The organism is Luteolibacter sp. Y139, assembly GCF_038066715.1.
In the GTDB taxonomy this organism is placed as follows: Bacteria; Verrucomicrobiota; Verrucomicrobiia; order Verrucomicrobiales; family Akkermansiaceae; genus Haloferula; species Haloferula soli.
This window is the reverse complement of sequence record NZ_JBBUKT010000005.1, coordinates 44507-61001: the sequence shown is the minus strand read 5'-3', so window position 1 is coordinate 61001 and position 16495 is coordinate 44507. Positions and strand designations below refer to the sequence as shown.

The window sequence follows — 16495 nt, the reverse complement described above, 5'->3', positions numbered from 1 at the left end:
CACTCCCCGAATGCACTGCCGCCCCTTGCCCATTCCCGGGCTTCCACTCGCGCCCTCCGCCGACGGCCTGACCGTGCTGGACGATGTCCTTCACGCCACCTCTTCCCACCCGCGCCGGCCCATCGCCCCGCTGCCACTCTGGCTTCAGCCCGCGCCCGTCATCCCCGCCGCCCCCGCCAATCTCACTCCCGCTCCCGCCCCGGCCGATCCCGTCGCCACGAAACAGCGGCGCTGGTATCCCCACGGCGAACAGCCGCGGCCTCAGCAGCAACAGCAGCAGCCCGGAACTTCCCGTCACCTCCGCAACCACCGTCCGCGCTTCCGTGTTCCAGCCACCGTGACCAGCATCAGCATCAGCCAGGCGGACGAACTCGCCGCGGATCTCGATGACGAGCTCGCACTCTTCCGCAGCCGCCACCACATCGAGGAAACCCCGCGCCTCACCTCCGACCAGCAGCCGGATGCCCCCGCCGCCCGCCGCCACTCCCTCTCCATCCACTCGCCGCTCGATGCCATCCGCCTCTTCCCGATGCCCGTCAGCGCCGCCGCCCTTCTCGCCGCCGTCTGCGGCCTCCTCTCCGGCCGCATCGCGAATCTCCTCATCGGCCCCGGCTTCGCCCCGCCCCTCTGGTTCGCCGCCGGCTACCTCCTCCTCTTCGCCCTCCACCTCCTCACCCACTGCTTCCTCGCCCGCAGCGAGCACTTCTTCGCCAGCCAGCAGCGCTTCCTCCGCCTCCTCGCCGCGAATGCCCTCATCCTCCTCCCCCACTTCATCGCCTGGTCCATCCTCCGCGGAATGATGGCTAAGTAAATTGAGCGCTGAAACGTTCGTATGAAGAGCGAGAGAGAAATCACGCCATCCCTTCACCGGAAAAACGTCACCTCGCTTCTCACGATTTCACCCTTAAAGGATTCACCCATCAAAACAGCATGACCCCGGCAAATCTCCAGCCACGGCCCACCGGCCCCCTCACCCGGGCGCTCCGCCATGCCTGCACCCCCGCCGCCATCCCCCTCTCCGCCGCCGCCAGCAGTGGCGCCGGCCTCATCACCCGCGGAAACACGCCCACCCTTTCCCCCGGCGGCCGCGCCATCTTTATCTCCCTCACCGATTCCGGATACGCCTTCCAGGCCGCCATCTACAATTCGGTGAACTCCATGCTCGGCGCTCCCTCCGCCACCTTCGATTCCCTCCTCGCCGACGCCATCGGCACCACCTCCGGCACCAGCCCCGGCATCGTCCGCACCGCCCCCTACGCCCACGGCGCCTTCACCTCCGCCGGCTCCACGCAAATGGGCGCCGCCGGCAATCTCACCTACCTCTTCCTCGTCGAGGACGGCGAAGGCTCCGTCAAATCCCTCGGCCTCTATCGCGGCCCCAAGGTCCCCGCCACCGGCTCCCTCCACCTCGATCCCTCCAACGTCTCAAACGTCGGCATCGGCACCACCCACGGCGGCTACCAGCTCATCAGCATCCCCGATCCCACCACCGTCCTCCTCGGCGTCTGGAGCCTCAGCCTCCCCGCCTTCAGCCCCTGCTGAGCCCTCTCCCAGCCTCCAAAAAAACAAAGAGGCATCGCCAACTCTTCAGCCCCAAAAAGGGGCGAAATGAAATAGCCCGGGGCAAGCGCCAGCGCCACCCCGGGTTTCTCGTCTCAAGCCACGCCGCCCTCCAATGGCGGGACGGTACACGAACTACGATACCCCCCGTACTTCCAACCGTAGGCGCGTTCGTGAGAACGCGTGAACTCAGGGTAAAGCGAGCTTCACCGGCGACTCACGCGACACCGAGCGCCCTCCGCCTCGTAGCGGAACGACTGCGTCGTTCCGGCTGCTCGCGGCCCGCATCACCACCCCACGCGCCATCACACCAACCGCAGGCGCGTTGGTGACAACGCGTCCACAACCCCGATGCCTTTCCTGAAAACTGAAAACTGAACGCAGCAGTCGCGATAGCGACGATCATCCCTCCGCGAAGCGGCAAACCGCGTGGACCGGAGGTCAAAACTAGCAACTAATCCTCCGCGATTTCCACCACCACACTCTCCACCCCAGTCCCCCAATTCACCAACAACCCCTCCTCCAACAACACCCTCCCCTCAAACACCCCCGCCTTCACATGCGGCACAGCCACCTTCCCCGCAGGCACATGCGCCTCACTCACCCGATACCTCTTCCCCGCATCCACTCCCGGCACCTTCACCCGCCCCTCCATCGCCTTCTCATAATTCCCCGTCCGGAACGCAAAAAACACCCCCCGCGACTTCCCCGCATCTACGACGGAACTAGTACAAACATCCCCCGCATAAGGCGACACCCCACGAAACACCTCCCCACCATGCAGCAGCGGCCTTAACCGCTTGTACTCCTCGATCCCCTCCCGCAGCTCCCCCAGCTCCTCCGCCTTTAGATGCGATGGATCCAGCTCCACCCCCAGCCGCGCCGTCATCGCCACATCAATCCGGAACTTCATCGGAAACTTCCCCGCATCGAAGCTCTCCGCCACATGCGCCCCCCACGTCATCGGCGGGAAAAAGTGCGAATACCCCCAGTGCATCTTCAGCCGCTTCAGCGGATTCTGGTTGTCGCTCCCCCAGAACTCCGCATGCCGCTGCAGCGAGCCATACTCCGCACGACCTCCCCCGCTCGCACAATCCTGGAAAATGATCTTCGGATACTTCGCCACCAGCCGGTCCAGCACCCGGTAATACGCCAGCGTCATCTCCGTCGTCATGTTCATCTGCCCCTCCGGACTCGCCCCTTGCGAACCCGCATCCTGCAAGTGCCCGTTGTTGTCCCACTTGATGTATTCGATCCCCGGATACTTCTCTAACAACCCCGCCACCGTCTCGTAGGCAAACTCCTCCACCTCCTTCTTCGAAAGATCCAGCGGCAGCTGGTTCCTCCCCAGCCGCTGCTCCCGCCCCGGCAACTTCACCGCCCACTCCGGATGCTTCGCATACAGCTCGCTCCGCGGATTCACCATCTCCGGCTCCACCCACAGCCCGAATTTCAGCCCCCGCTCATGCGCCTGTTCCGCCAGCCACTGGATGTCATGCGGCAGCTTCTCCCGGTTCACCTGCCAATCCCCCAGACCCGCATCATCATTGTTCCGCGCATTCACCCCGTTGCCGAACCATCCGTCATCCAGCACGAACATCTCCACCCCCGCCTTCACCGCCGCATCCATCATCGCCAGCAGCCGCTTCTCATCGAAGCTGAAATAAGCCCCGTCCCAGCTGTTCAGGATCACTGGCCTCGTCACCTCCACCTGCCGCACCCCACACTCACGCGCCCACCGGTGAAAGTTACGCGATGCCGCACCCTTCCCGCTGTTAGACACCGTCAGGATCACCCGCGGCGTCTCTAACACCTCACCCGCTCTCAACATCTGCGGCTGGAACGGATTGATCCCACCACTCACCCGCACCGTGTCCTTGAACTCGCTCTGGAAATCCAGATGCCAGTTCCCGCTCCACGCCAGCGACCCCGCGATCACCCTGCCCGCCTCCTCCTGCGCCGGCCCCTCGCTCACCACGAAGCTGCTGCTATACCCGTGCGTCGGATGCGTCAGGCTCTGGTTGCCGATCCTCCGCAGCCCCGTCGCCACCCGGTCCTCGCTCCAATTCATCTCATCACCCCAACCCCCGCGAAAAGTTGTTAGATGGAGGTCCTTCCCACCCACCGAGAACGAAAACGAATCGAACCTCAACAACGTCACCGCCTCCTTCCCCCCATTCGAAATCGTCGACCAGGCCTCGATCACATCCTCCTTCTCATGCGCTAAAAAGTGCAGCTCCACCCCCATCCCACTCACCCCATCCTTCAGCCGGATATCCGTCCGCGTCACTCCCTCCGCCACCTTCACCACCTCCTTCGACTCATACCTCAGCGCCACATTCCGCAACCCATCCGCCCCCAGAACATCCAGCGTCGGCTCTAACAACGCCACATCCGCATTCCGATCGATGTAGTCCGGATACGCATACACCCCCGGCGCCCGCGTCGTGTCCGGCGAGCTCTTCAGACCAAACCTCCGCTGCTCCAGCTTCCCCGCCGCCACCGAGAACGTCCACTCCAGCGCCCCCGTCTCCACCGTGATCGCATTCGCATACCCCGCCAGCGCCTTCCCCGAATGCACCAGCTTCAGATCCACCCAATCCGCATGATCGTCCGAGCTCCCATCACCCCCATCATTCACCAGCAGCTTTAAAACCTTCACCCCATCCAGCCTCACCTTGAAAGGAACCGCCGCCTCACCCTTCCGCATCACCCCACTCTTCCACAGCTCCTTCCCATCCCCCTCGATCACGAACTGCAACGAAGCCTTCTCACTCACCTCATCATCCACCCCACACGCCCCGCTCACCTCACTCGCCTCCCCACCGATCGGCAAGCTCCACTCCGACTTCGCATGCGTCCCGATCCCCGACTCATAAACCTTCCCACCAACCTTCAAAGCATTCCCATTCACCGACCTCCCACTCTTCGCATCCGACCACCCCTGCGTGATACTGAACTCCGGCGAAGGCAATGACGCCAGATCCGTCACCTCCGCCCTAGCCACCATCGGCACAAGCAAAGCAGCACAGCAACCAACGCAAACACGGGAACGGGAACGCGAAATCAAAATCATGGGCTTGGGTACAACAAAGAACCATCGCCGCCCCCAAAGCAACCCCGCCAGTCGCCCAAACATGCGACCCTCTCCCAACGCCAAGCACCAGAATTCCCCAAAGACCCGAATCCCCCAAACGGCCCGAATTCTTTGTCCCAACGGGACTACACCCTGAAGCCCGGGGTTGCCGACGCAGGAGGCTACCCCGGGTCAACGCACACGAGTCACCTACGCCAACGGCGTTGCGGAAAGGCGTAACCTCCCCTCAACATCTCACACCGCATATCACACCGTTTCACCGAAACTTCACAGAAACACCTCAAGATCAGCGCGCAAATCCCCCATCCCCACCACGGACGCGAATGGCCGCCACACCCAACAGCCGCCAAATCCCCTCTTCAAAAAATCCCTGAATAGAATATCTCCCCAGATAGTCGCATCTTCCCTCCGACCCCTCAAAACCCAAAAGCCCATCCCACCCCGCGCACCATGGCCCTCCACTCCACCCTCCGCGGCTGCTCCCTCCCACTCGCCATCGCCCTCCTCGGCGTTCTGCCATCCACCGCACGCGCCCAGAACTTCCCCTCTCCCGGCAATCCCATCATCACCCGCGTCCAGTTCGTCTTCTCCCTCGTCACCCACTACAACAGCGTCTTCGACCGCATCGACTTCTACAACGACCACGGCTCCCCCTTGGGCAATGCCAACTATGCCGTCCCCTTCCTCGTCTACGAACCCACCGTCACCCTCTACAATCCCTACAATGTCCCGATGTCCCTGATCGATCCCATCGTCAAGATCTCGGACCCACCCATCGGCTTCACCTTCAAGAAAAACGGCGTCTTCCTCCGCGACGACTTCGCCGCCGGCAACTTCCTCGGCCTCGCCCGCTTCCAAGCCACCAACGAATCCAACCCCGCCGCCCGCAAGACCTTCACCCTCCGCCTCAGCGACCCGCCCACCAACCCGCAACCCGGCATCCGCGTCACCCTCCAACCCGGCGAGAGCAAGACCTTCGGCACCTGGATGGAGAACAATTGGACCTGGGGTCTGGAATTCGCCGGTGGCTACTCGCGCTCGTTCTTCGACTCGAATTTCTATTCGAACTTCACCAATGTCGACAACCGCACCCAGAACCAATTCGGCATCGAAGCCATCAGCTCCTCCGCCCCCTACAATCGTGCCGGCTTCCAGACCGATGGCCTCAGCCTCACCTCCGGCCGCCCACCTGCCACCCTCTACTCTTTCGAAACCGGCACCCTCTTCACCAGTCCCAACTGGGTCTCCATCAAGATGACCGATACCGTCAGCGTCCAGGCCAAGACCATGCGGACGAACCCCAATCCCCCCGAGACCGGCGCGGACTTCCAGGTCGACTTCATGAGGAAGCAGACCTCATCCCCACCCGCCACGCTCATCAAGTCATTCCCCATGAGCCTCACCGGCCTCATCCAGCACCCCGCACAGCCCGTCATCTCGCGCACCTATCAGGTGAGGGACCTCCTGCAGAAACCCACGGATCAAACCCTCGGCGGCAAGTCCCCCTTCGCCTCCCTCACCATGATCGCCAAGTCCAGGGCCCTGCGTGAGAAACGCTTCTACACCACCCCCGCCGTCCCCGCGAGCGACCTCTACGAGATGCACTTCTCCGAAGTCCAGGACTTCACCCTCGGCACCGGCATCCTCGCCAGCGACGCCCCTACCGGCGCCCCCCAGATCATCGCCTACACCCGCAGCGGCGATACCCTCTACATCGACTTCTCCGGCCGCGCCGACCTCTACGGCATCAACAACTGGAAAGTCCGCGGCAGCAACAATCTCCACGACGGCTTCCCCGACAACCTCGACAGCGTCACCACCGTCACCACCGGCCAATCCGCCAGCGGCATCTACAAGGCCGCCATCAACATCGCCGGCCACGGCGACCAATACTTCATCCGCATCGAAGAATAGCCCCATAAGGAGCAGCCAGCCATAAGGAGCAGCGACACCCGCCATAAGGAGCAGCGACATTCCTGTCGCTGGCACAGGATCTCAACGCCCCATCACCCTTCCCGACTCTTCGAGTCCCCAACGGCCGAAGACAACGCCGCCACTATCGCGATCCACATCACCACCCGTAGCCGCGTTCACCATCGCTCCTTACCCTTCGCCAAAGAAAGGTGAGAACGCGACGAACCCACTCTAACAGCCCGCTACCCCCGCAAACCCATGGCCCTCCACTCCTCCACCCTCCGCGCCGTCATTCTCCCCCTCGCCCTCCTCGGCGCCCTCCCATCCACCGCATCCGCCCAGGGCACCCCGCAGCCCGGCTACCCCGTGATTTCCAGGGTCGAGCTCCTCTTCTCCATGGTCTCTCACTACAATAGCATCAGCGACCGCATCAATTTCTACAACACTTACGGACAGCCCCAGGGCAGCACCAACTACGCCTCCCCTCATCTCGTCTACGAACCCATCGTCACCCTCTACAATCCCTACAATGAGACCCTGACGATGACCCGCGCCCGGGTCAAAATCTCCGACCCGCCCGTCGGCTTCTCCTTCAAGAAAAACGACGTCTACCTCCGCTCCGAATTTGCCAGCGGCAGCTTCCTCGGCCTCGCCCGCTTCCAGCTCGCGAACGAAAGCAATCCCGATGCCCGCAAGACCTTCACCCTCCTGCTTACCGAGCTGAAAGGCAACAGCACCCCCGGAGACCCCATCAAGCTTCTCCCCGGCGAGAGCAAAACCTTCTCCGCATGGGTGGAGCCCATCTGGACCTGGGGCTTGGAAACCGCCGCCGACTACATGCCCCGCTCCTTCTTCGACTGGAATGCGAGCAACGACTTCACCAATCGCGACAAACGCACCGCCAATCTCCTCGGCGTCGAAGCCGTTGCATCACGCTTCAATATCTTCGGTTCACCCAACGCCGGCTTCCAGACCGATGGCCTCTCCGCCCACATCGTCCGCCCGCCGGCCACCCTCTACAGCTTCGAGGCAGCCCACAACCATACCGATAGCTTCGTCCTCATCAAGCTGACCGACACCATCAACGTCCAGGCCAAGTCCATGCGCACCGCTCCGGTCATCACCGGCCCCACCGACTTCCAAGTGGACCTCCTCAAGGGCCAGACCCAGAACCCCACCACGGACCTTGTCAAAAGCTTCCCGATGTCCCTCGCCGGCATCATTCAGAATAACACGACACCCGTCATCTCCCGCACCTTCACCGCAGGCGATCTCCTGCAAAAGCCCGCCGACCAAACCTCCGGCGGCAAGATGCCCTTCGCCTCCCTCGTCATGATCGCCAAGTCCCGCGCCCTCCGCGAGAATCGCTTCTACACCACCCAGCCCCCAGGGCCCCCGCAGGACAACACCGGCAATGACTTCTACGAATTGCACTTCACCGAGGCCATCGACTTCACCGGCGCGCACGTCTTCGCCAGCGATGCCTCCTTGACCGCCGCCCCCCAGATCATCGGCTGCTCCCGCGTCGGCAATGTCCTCTACATCGACTTCTCCGGCCGCCCCGCCAACCCCGGCGAAATCACCTGGAAAGTCCGCGGCAGCAACAACCTCCACGACGGCTTCCCCGACAACCTCAACAGCGTCACCGGCATCTACACCGGCCAAGCCCCAAGCGGAATCTACAAGGCCGTCGTCAACATCACCGGCCACGGCGACCCCTACTTCGTCCGCATCGAGGAGTAGCACCCCCATCGTGGTCCGCACTCTCCGAGTGCGGTCGAAGCCGTTCTAAAAGCTCACCGCACCAAATGCCCCATAAGGAGCAGCGACACTCCTGTCGCTGGCACATGAGATCAGTGCTCTCATCACCCTTCCCGACTCCTCGAGCCCCCAACGGCCTAAGACACCGCCACCCATAACGCGGCCCGCCCACCCTCCGTAGGCGCATTCGTGAGAATGCGATCGAAGCCACCCCAGCGGCGTCCCACACCCTCCATCCACCTCTTCGTGCCAAAGGCACGGCTCATAAAAGCCCGGCACGCAGTGCCGGGTAGCATCATCCCCGGGCATCGTGTCCTGAAGGGACACCTCATGCGTCTTGCGGCCCGATGCTGGAAACTCCCGCCTCCCCCCACCTGTTAGCGCCCCTCCTTTACACCCACCCGGAAAAGTGTTCTCATGAACACATGATCCCGCCCGACCCCACCTGGCGAAAAGCCGAGCCCCGCCTGGGCCCGGCCCGGATCAATGACTACGTCGGCCGCCTCCGCCCCGGCATCGTCGTCAAGGTCTTGGAGCTCAAGGAAAACGACCTCGTCGCCCGCGTCGAATCCGACTGGGGCCTCGCCCGCCAGCTCTTCACGCACCACCTCGACTTCGGCTACGAATTCCGCACCAAGTCCGGCCACTGGATCCCCGAGCACGACCCCCGCGCCCTCCGCTGGCTCCGCCGCGTCCTCGATGAACTCCACGCCGGCAAACCCCAGCGCCACCTCAGCGACGACGGCCTCAAGCTCGACCTCCCCGTCATCGAAAAACTCCTCCGCCGCAACGGCCACCCCGCCCCCCCGCCCCCCAAACGCCGCAGATACTAGATACGCAGTAGTTCGCACCCCGCCTCTTCTTTCCTCGTAGCGGGACGACTGCGTCGTTCCGGCTGGGATAGGACCGCACCGCCAACCAAAGCCACGATCTCTGCCTGCCCTGACGAGCGGCGGCACTCCTGTCGCCCAGCCTCTTCCACGTTCGGCGCTCGCCTTCCACCAATCGCCCCTTCTCATTCCCTCCCTTCGCGCAGCGGCAGTCTGATTGCAGATTGGAAGATCCGTGATTGCTGATTCACTTCCCCCAATGCCCCGCCCCCTCCACCGCTGGAAGTCCCTCTGGTTCGGCCTCCTCATCCTCGCCTTCATCCTCTGGGCGTGGATCAGATCTACCACCCGCGACGACGAGCTCACACTCGCCCGCGGAACTACGGTGTTCATCGTAGAAAGCAAGCGCGGCTCGCTCACCTTCGACCGCTTCTCGCTCCCCGGCAACGCCATCACCCCCTGGGAGTTCCAGTCGGCACCTTCCGGCCCCGCCACCTTCAGCGACTATTTCCCCACGTCATTCTACCACATCTACGCTGGCGACGAGGGCAGCACCTCGCTCGCCTGGTGGCTCATCGCCCTCACCTTCCTCCTTCCCTGGACCACCTTCCTCACCTGGCGCCACCATCATCGCATCAAACGCCTCGCCACCATTCACCCCGTTTAAAACCACCACACCCAAACCCCCAATCCCACGCAACTCCCCACAACTCAATCCCCCACACCAAAAAGCACATCCACCCACACCACCCTCCTTCCTCAATTCTTCACATCTTATCTCTTCCCATTTCTCTTCCACTCATCTCCCCTCTGCGCGCGCCCGTTCACCCGTTCACCCACCGCGCATTCACGATGCCCATTCTCCGGCCCTTCCGCCTCACCCTCGCGCTCCTCACGCTGGCGTTCACGCTCCTCATCGCCCCATCGGCGACCGCGTTTGAGACCTTCCGCGCCGCGACACCCTTCACCGGCTCCGCCTCCACCCAGAAGCCCGTCGTCATCGGCCCCTACTGGGCCGCCTATGTCGAGAATACCGGTGACGCCGTCATCCCCGACCGGATCCGCGTCGTGAATACCGCCAATGGCGGCTCCCTCTTCACCTTCCCCCGCCCCGGCCCGCGCACCGTCCTCCCCGGCTCTCCCATTTGGCTCCGCACCATCAGCGGCACCTTCGCCGCGAAAATGGTCACCGATGGCACCTACATCGCCGTCCTCTCCCCCGTCCTCCTCGAGCGCTTCAATGGCAGCGCCTTCGTCGATCCGAAATCCATCTGGAGCATCCACGTCTGGAACGCCTCAAATGGCCAATTCATCGGCGCCGTGGACATCGATGTGTTCACCATCACCGAAGCCTTCTGCCTCGGCATCACCAATGGCCGCCTCCACTGCGCCATCTCCACTACCCGCTCCATTCGCCAGTGGGACATTGCCACCCTCGCCCCGCTGCCTGGCATCACCATCCCCGACGGCACCCCTCCCCTCTACGGCACCGTCGAATACGGCACCATTGCCATCGCGGGCAATGACCTCGTCTACAACGCGGAGAATACCGACCTCTACCACGTCAATCTCACCACCGGCTCCACCACTCACCTGATCAAGCCCCCCGGTTTCCCCAGCCGCAGCTTCCAGAGTCTCGCCGTCGGCGGCGGCCACCTCCTCGCCCCCTACGGGCACACTAACAACTCCCAGCCCTGCCTCATGCTCCACTACGACCTCGCCACCATGCAGGTCGTCGCACAAACGCCCATCCCTAACAACAAGGCCACCTACCCCTTCTTCGGGGCCGATGGCACCTCATGGCGCGCCGTCTCCGTCGGCTACTCGGGCGAGCCCTCCGAGCTCCGCTCTGGCTCCAGCATCACGGTCGCCGGTAGCGATGCCTTCGTGCTTCCCCCGGCACCCGCTCCCGTTCCCAGCCCCGTTTCCGGCGGCTTCAATCCCACCTGCCCCCGCCCCTTCGCCTTGGCGAATGGCTTCCTCTGGTTCGCCGGCGGTGGGGATTTCGATGGCACCATCGCCTACCGCATCGCCGCATCCACCCAGCCCGTCGCCACTCTAACAGGACGCTGCCTCCCCGCCCGCGAGTCGGATGGCAAGCTGCAGGCCCTCTTCACCCTCTCCCGCCCGCTCGATCACGATACCGTCTTCCACGTCACCAACCCCGAGGGCATCGGTTCCGCCAGTCGCTTCGACTCCAACCTCCTGAGCACCGACATCACCATCCCCGCGAATCAAACCCAGGCCACCGCGCAGATCACCCTCTATCAGGACAATGTCATCGAGGAGGATGAAACCGTCGTCTTCGAGATCACCAGTCAGCCCGCCGAGATTCTGGTCCCGGAAAAGCAGATCCACGGCATCATCACCGGCTCCTCCCTCCATCGCCTCCCACCCGTCGCCGCATGGCAGGATACCGTAGCTCCCGCCCGCGCCCGCCCCGCTCACATCACCATCGCCGGCGATCGCCTGATCCAGACCAATAGTCCGACCGACGCACCCGCCGGCAATGTCCCGCGCGTCCTCACCCGCCCGCTCGAGGGCGGCCAGTGGACTCCTTCCACCACCTTGGCCTCCATTCCCCTCGAGTGGATGTGGGTCTACTCGAATAACGCCGGCCGCACCCTCCTCACCAGCCGCTCGTCCGTCCGCGTCTACGATCCTGTCACGGACACCGTCCCCTTCCAGCGAGTGGAGGCTTCGGATTTCAATCCAGAGGTCTACCTCGGCGATACCCATTTCCTTTTCGACGATCGTCACTCCATTCTCGAGTATCCGTTCACCCCGCCCATCTCGGGCACTTCGCCTTTCGCGGACGGTCTCAGCGATCTCACCGGCCCCGCCGTCTACGCCCAGGGCGTGATCCTCGCCCACTTCCACGACGCTCCCTCCAAAGGCATCCGCAGGATCTCCGACACCGCCGGCACCGATGACGGCCCGCTCATCGCCGGCATGGACATCGTCCCGGGGCCCATCGCCGCGAATGGCAATCTCTACGCCTTCGCCCGCGACAACCGTGTCTGGTTCAGCCGCCTCGATCAATTCCCCACCCTCGGTCTCAAGCCCCTCCGCCCCGCGAATGGACCGCTGAAATACATCACCGATCTCCGCATCGTCGGCACTCGCATCTTCGTCAGCAACGGCGCCGCCAGCGAGCCAGCCCTCATCCACATCTTCGAGACTCCCTCCGGACTTGAAGTCGGAACCCTGTTCGCAGAGTCGGATGAGGCTCTCGCCGCCTACCTCCCCGAAGGCGCCACCGCACCCGCCCAGCCGGGCAATGGCTACCTCACGCTCTATGACCTCTCCACCGCCGACACCAATATCGCCGCCACGATCCGCTGGCAGGACCTCCGCCAGGACGACAGGGTCGCCGCCCGCTTCATCCAGGACACCAGCCTACCCGGCATCGTCGATCCAGCTCCAGTCCACGAGAACTTCGGTTCACTCGACTTCCATCTAACAGAAGCCGCCCCCTTCCCCATCACCGTCACCATCCGCCCCGTTCCCGCCCATCACAATGAGGCCGCCGACTGGACCGGCACCGAGGGCGGCCCCATCGTCATCCCCGCTGGCACCACCACCTTCCTGCACCCCGTGCGCCCGGTCGATGACCAGCTCCCCGAGGGCGACATCGCCGCCCCCTTCGAGATCACCCTCTCCGGCAATGGCATCACCCGCACCATCCGCACCGCGGTCCAGCTCATCGATGACGACCTGCTGCCACTCTCCGAAGTAACCCACACCCTCCAGGACTTCGGCCGCGACTTCGCCCCCGTCGCCAGCGGCTGGGCCCACCTCAGCCCACCCCTTGAGGAAAACCTCCTCGCATGGACCGGCAGCGCCGCCTTCACCCACGGCTCACTCTTCGGCTTCGAGGGCAGCAGCACCTTCGGCATCGCCATCGCCAGCACTGGCAATTGGCTCGCCGTCACCCAGGGCGCCTTCGGCCCCGCCAAGAAGCCGAAGCCCTCGCAGATCCAGATCTATCAGCCCGCTACGAACGGCAAGACTCCCGTCCGCATCCTCAAGGGAATGAAGGACGTCAACCACTTCGGCGACACCCTCTTCGCCCGCGACAATACCCTCTGGGTCGGCGCACCCGGATCTAACACCCTCTTGCCAAAGCCCAAGCTCACCGCCGGCCAAGTCCTCCAGTACGACCTCGCCACCGGCAAGAAGACCCGCACCTACAAGGCGCCCAAGACCCACGCCCTCGGCTTCGGCTCCGCCATTACCGCGAATAATACCTCCGTCTCGATCAGCTCCCCCGTCTCCGGCGGCGCCGTCTTCCAACACGACCGAGCCAAGGGCAAACTCGTCCGCACCCTCGTCAGCCCCACCGCGGACGAAGACGAAATCTTCGGCACCACCCTCGCCTCCACCGATACCGGCCTCCTCATCGCCAGCTCGCAGTATCCCGATCACCAGATCATCCACGCCTTCTCCGCAACCGGCAGCCTTCCCCTCTGGACCCTCAGCGCTCCCGCCGGCCACCGCTTCAATACCTTCACCCTCATCACCGCTGACATCCTCGCCACCGCCGGCGACTCCCTCACCTTCTACCGCCTCCCCTTCGATGACTCCGCCCCCGAGCTCATCGTCGAAATCCCCCTCCCCGCCGACGAGGCCTTCCACATCCGCAAGCTCCAGGCCGCAAACGGCCAGCTCGCCCTCCTCCGCGACTACGATGGCAATGCAGAGGACGATGTCATCCTCATCACCCTCTCTTCAATCGAGCAGCTGGACATCATCCTCCCCGCCACCGCCGCCCCTCTAGCAGAAGCACCTTCGCAAATCATCACCCCGCCAGCTTCACCGGTCTTAACCCTCACCCAATCCTCCACCGGCACCTGGCAACTCCACCTCCCCTCCGCCACCGAAGCCGCCGCCACCGCCACCACCCTCGAGTTCTCCACCGACCTCACCACCTGGCAAACCCTCGCCACCCCCGAGGCCAATGGCACCTGGCAACTCTCCGCCACACCCGAAAGCAGCAGCATCACCAGCGCCCTCCCCCTCAACGCCACCTCCCTGCAAGTCTCTCCAACCCTCCCCCGCCTCTTCTTCCGCCTCCGCACCCCGTGAGGCAATTCAACAGCATCATCCCGGCATAGTGGTCCGCACTCTCCGAGTGCGGACGAAGCCTCTCTAACAGCGCGCCCCACCACCGGCCCCGCTGGGTGCGCGTGCCTCCGGCTCGCCGAAGCACCTGACGATCCCGCTTCGTCTTCCGCCCCGCCCCAGCGGTCGCAGACCCGGACTGCGCGCAGCCCTGCTGCCACTCAATGCCAGCAGCCCTGCTGCGGCGAAGCTCCGGTAAAGCGTGAACAAAATCTCACGCCCCTAAGGAGGGACGACACGCCTGTCGTTCCGTCCCCCAAAACCCACGCAACAAAGACCCCATCCCCGCCCCCTTCGCAAAGCATCATCCTCCCAGCCACGCCCCCAGCAACATCCCCAACACCGCGCCGGGAAAGAACACCCCGAAGATCGTGACCAGGTTCCCGTACATCACCTTCCCCACCCTCTCCGACCATGCCCCCTCCGCCGAGACCGCCACCACCAGAAACGGCAAGATCATCTCCGGAGCGCAGAGCACCACAGCGCCCTCCACTCCGTTCACCTTCTGCAGGAACATCGCCGCCACTGTCCCCACGAATCCCACGAAGCACGCCACCCCATAAAGCCCCGGCTTCATCCCCACCCTCTCGCAGAATTTCCGATAGACGTTCATCGTCACACCCCATCCTGCCCCATCCCGCCGAGCCTCACCATTCGAATCCACCCTTCACAATGGAATCCCACGGCGCTCTCCCTCCCCCCAAAAAAATCTTCTTCATCCGCGGCCATCCGAGTCATCCGCGGTTCATTCCTCCCACAGCCCGGGGCTGCTTCTCCGCGCTCTCTCTGCGACCTCCGCGCCTCCGCGGTTCGTTCCTCCATCAGTCCGGGGCTGTTTCACCGATCACTGATCACCCGGCACTCCCTCCTTGCCATCATCCCCACCTTCCAACCTCACCCCAGCCTGATTGCAGATTGGAAGATCCGCCATTGCTGATTCACTTCCCCCAGTGCCCCGCCCCCTCATCCGCTGGAAGTCCCTCTGGTTCGGCATCCTCATCCTCGCCTTCATCGGCTGGGCATGGATCAGATCCACCACCCGTCAGGATGCGCTAACCTTCGACCACGGAAGTACGGTCCGCATCGTAGGAAGCATGGACGGCTCCCTCGCCTTCATCCGCTTCTCCTTCCCCGGCAAGGCCGTCGATAATTGGCATTTCGAGACCATCCTCTTCGACCCCGACGAACCCACCCATTACTTCCCCGCGCCGTTCATCCACAACCAGGACAGCACCAGCTCCAAGACCTACCTCGCCTGGTGGCTCATCGCCCTCACCTTCATCCTCCCCTGGACCGCCCTCCTCACCTGGCGCCACCACCGCATGAAACGCCTCGCCCTGAGGAGCGGCGACACTCCTGTCGCCCCAGCTTCGTAACGATCCAACTGCGTCCTTCCGGCAAGGCAAACTCCGCTTCACCCCTCCAACCGGAACTCTAACAGTCCGCGATCTCCCATTCCCCGGCTCCTCCTTGGCGTCTTGGCGGTTCATTTAATTCACCGGTCCGCGGCTGCTTCTCCGCGCTCTCTCTGCGACCTCCGCGCCTCCGCGGTTCGTTCCTCCATCAGTCCGGGGCTGTTTCACGGATCACTGATCACCCGGCACTCTGCCTTCCTCTCCCTCCACCATCGCCACCCCATCCACCCGCCCCACACCACCAGCCAACCGGCAAACACCACCCCATCCGGAATCCTCACAAATCGCACACCCGCTCCGCTCCCGGCATCTTTCCACAGCTTCTCCCAGGACAGCGCAGCGCGTGCCGTCATCACCATCGAACTCAAAGACCCGCGACGAATTTTCATCGCATCGCTTGGCCCCCTCGTCACCCCGGTCACCCCGTCCATCCTGAGGACGATCACCGCCTTCCCCCCGCGCTCCCACGCAAACCCCGGGCACCTCCGGTAGCTATCCCACCACCCCCACCCGAGGAAGCACGCCACGAACAGCCCCAGCCAAAACGAAACGCGTCGATACACCGGCCGCCGCGTCATCACATGATTCGCTCCTCCTCCTGCTTCCACCTCCATCTCAGCCAAGACAACCACAGCCCCAGGAAAGCGGGAATCAGAAACCAATGCGCAAACCGCGCATGAAAATGCGGCACCCGCGATGGGCCACTATCCATCATCATTGCCCTCACATCCCATGGACTAGGAAAGCAGCCCGCCTTGTCTTCCCGAAGCCTCTCGCCCCTCCAGACCCTCCAA

The 16495-nt window shown here is 63.7% G+C and carries 11 protein-coding genes; 8 read left to right on the top strand and 3 right to left on the bottom strand.

Annotated elements, in window-relative coordinates; genetic code table 11:
- The first annotated feature begins 10 nt into the window (after positions 1-10).
- Together WKV53_RS13915 and WKV53_RS13910 are read left to right on the top strand one after the other, a co-directional pair.
- Complete coding sequence (locus tag WKV53_RS13915) at positions 11-811, top strand: hypothetical protein (RefSeq protein WP_341405245.1); 801 nt, start codon at positions 11-13, stop codon at positions 809-811.
- A 119-nt stretch (positions 812-930) separates the two neighbouring features.
- Complete coding sequence (locus tag WKV53_RS13910; protein WP_341405243.1) at positions 931-1542, top strand: hypothetical protein; 612 nt, start codon at positions 931-933, stop codon at positions 1540-1542.
- 472 nt (positions 1543-2014) lie between these two features.
- Here the strand turns inward: WKV53_RS13910 and WKV53_RS13905 are convergent, their stop codons facing one another.
- Positions 2015-4570 carry an alpha-galactosidase gene (locus WKV53_RS13905; protein ID WP_341405242.1) on the bottom strand — a complete coding sequence of 852 codons (2556 nt, stop codon included), beginning with the start codon at positions 4568-4570 and terminating at the stop codon, positions 2015-2017.
- 537 nt (positions 4571-5107) lie between these two features.
- On the opposite strand from WKV53_RS13905, the gene WKV53_RS13900 reads away from it, so the two are divergent.
- The 5 genes from WKV53_RS13900 to WKV53_RS13880 all read left to right on the top strand — a co-directional run bounded on the left by WKV53_RS13900 (position 5108) and on the right by WKV53_RS13880 (position 14250).
- A complete protein-coding gene (locus WKV53_RS13900; protein WP_341405241.1) occupies positions 5108-6571 on the top strand; it encodes a hypothetical protein in 1464 nt (487 codons plus the stop codon).
- A 258-nt stretch (positions 6572-6829) separates the two neighbouring features.
- Positions 6830-8314: a hypothetical protein gene (locus WKV53_RS13895; RefSeq protein WP_341405240.1), complete on the top strand. Its 1485-nt coding sequence runs from the start codon at positions 6830-6832 to the stop codon at positions 8312-8314.
- A gap of 443 nt (positions 8315-8757) precedes the next feature.
- Complete coding sequence (locus tag WKV53_RS13890) at positions 8758-9165, top strand: hypothetical protein (protein ID WP_341405238.1); 408 nt, start codon at positions 8758-8760, stop codon at positions 9163-9165.
- Positions 9166-9421: 256 nt separating this feature from the next.
- Positions 9422-9829 carry a hypothetical protein gene (locus WKV53_RS13885; RefSeq protein ID WP_341405236.1) on the top strand — a complete coding sequence of 136 codons (408 nt, stop codon included), beginning with the start codon at positions 9422-9424 and terminating at the stop codon, positions 9827-9829.
- Positions 9830-10014: 185 nt separating this feature from the next.
- On the top strand, positions 10015-14250 hold the full coding sequence (locus WKV53_RS13880) for a hypothetical protein (RefSeq protein ID WP_341405235.1): 4236 nt from the start codon (positions 10015-10017) through the stop codon (positions 14248-14250).
- A gap of 340 nt (positions 14251-14590) precedes the next feature.
- On the opposite strand, the gene WKV53_RS13875 is transcribed toward WKV53_RS13880, so the two are convergent.
- Positions 14591-14863 (bottom strand): hypothetical protein, encoded by a 273-nt coding sequence (locus WKV53_RS13875; protein ID WP_341405234.1) that lies wholly within the window; start codon positions 14861-14863, stop codon positions 14591-14593.
- Positions 14864-15236: 373 nt separating this feature from the next.
- Here WKV53_RS13875 and WKV53_RS13870 point away from each other — a divergent pair, with 373 nt between their 5' ends.
- Entirely contained in the window at positions 15237-15662 is a 426-nt protein-coding gene (locus WKV53_RS13870; protein ID WP_341405233.1) for a hypothetical protein, read from the top strand.
- Positions 15663-15865: 203 nt separating this feature from the next.
- Here the strand turns inward: WKV53_RS13870 and WKV53_RS13865 are convergent, their stop codons facing one another.
- Positions 15866-16315, bottom strand: a complete 450-nt coding sequence (locus WKV53_RS13865; RefSeq protein WP_341405232.1) for a hypothetical protein — start codon at positions 16313-16315, stop codon at positions 15866-15868.
- Positions 16316-16495: the final 180 nt, after the last annotated feature.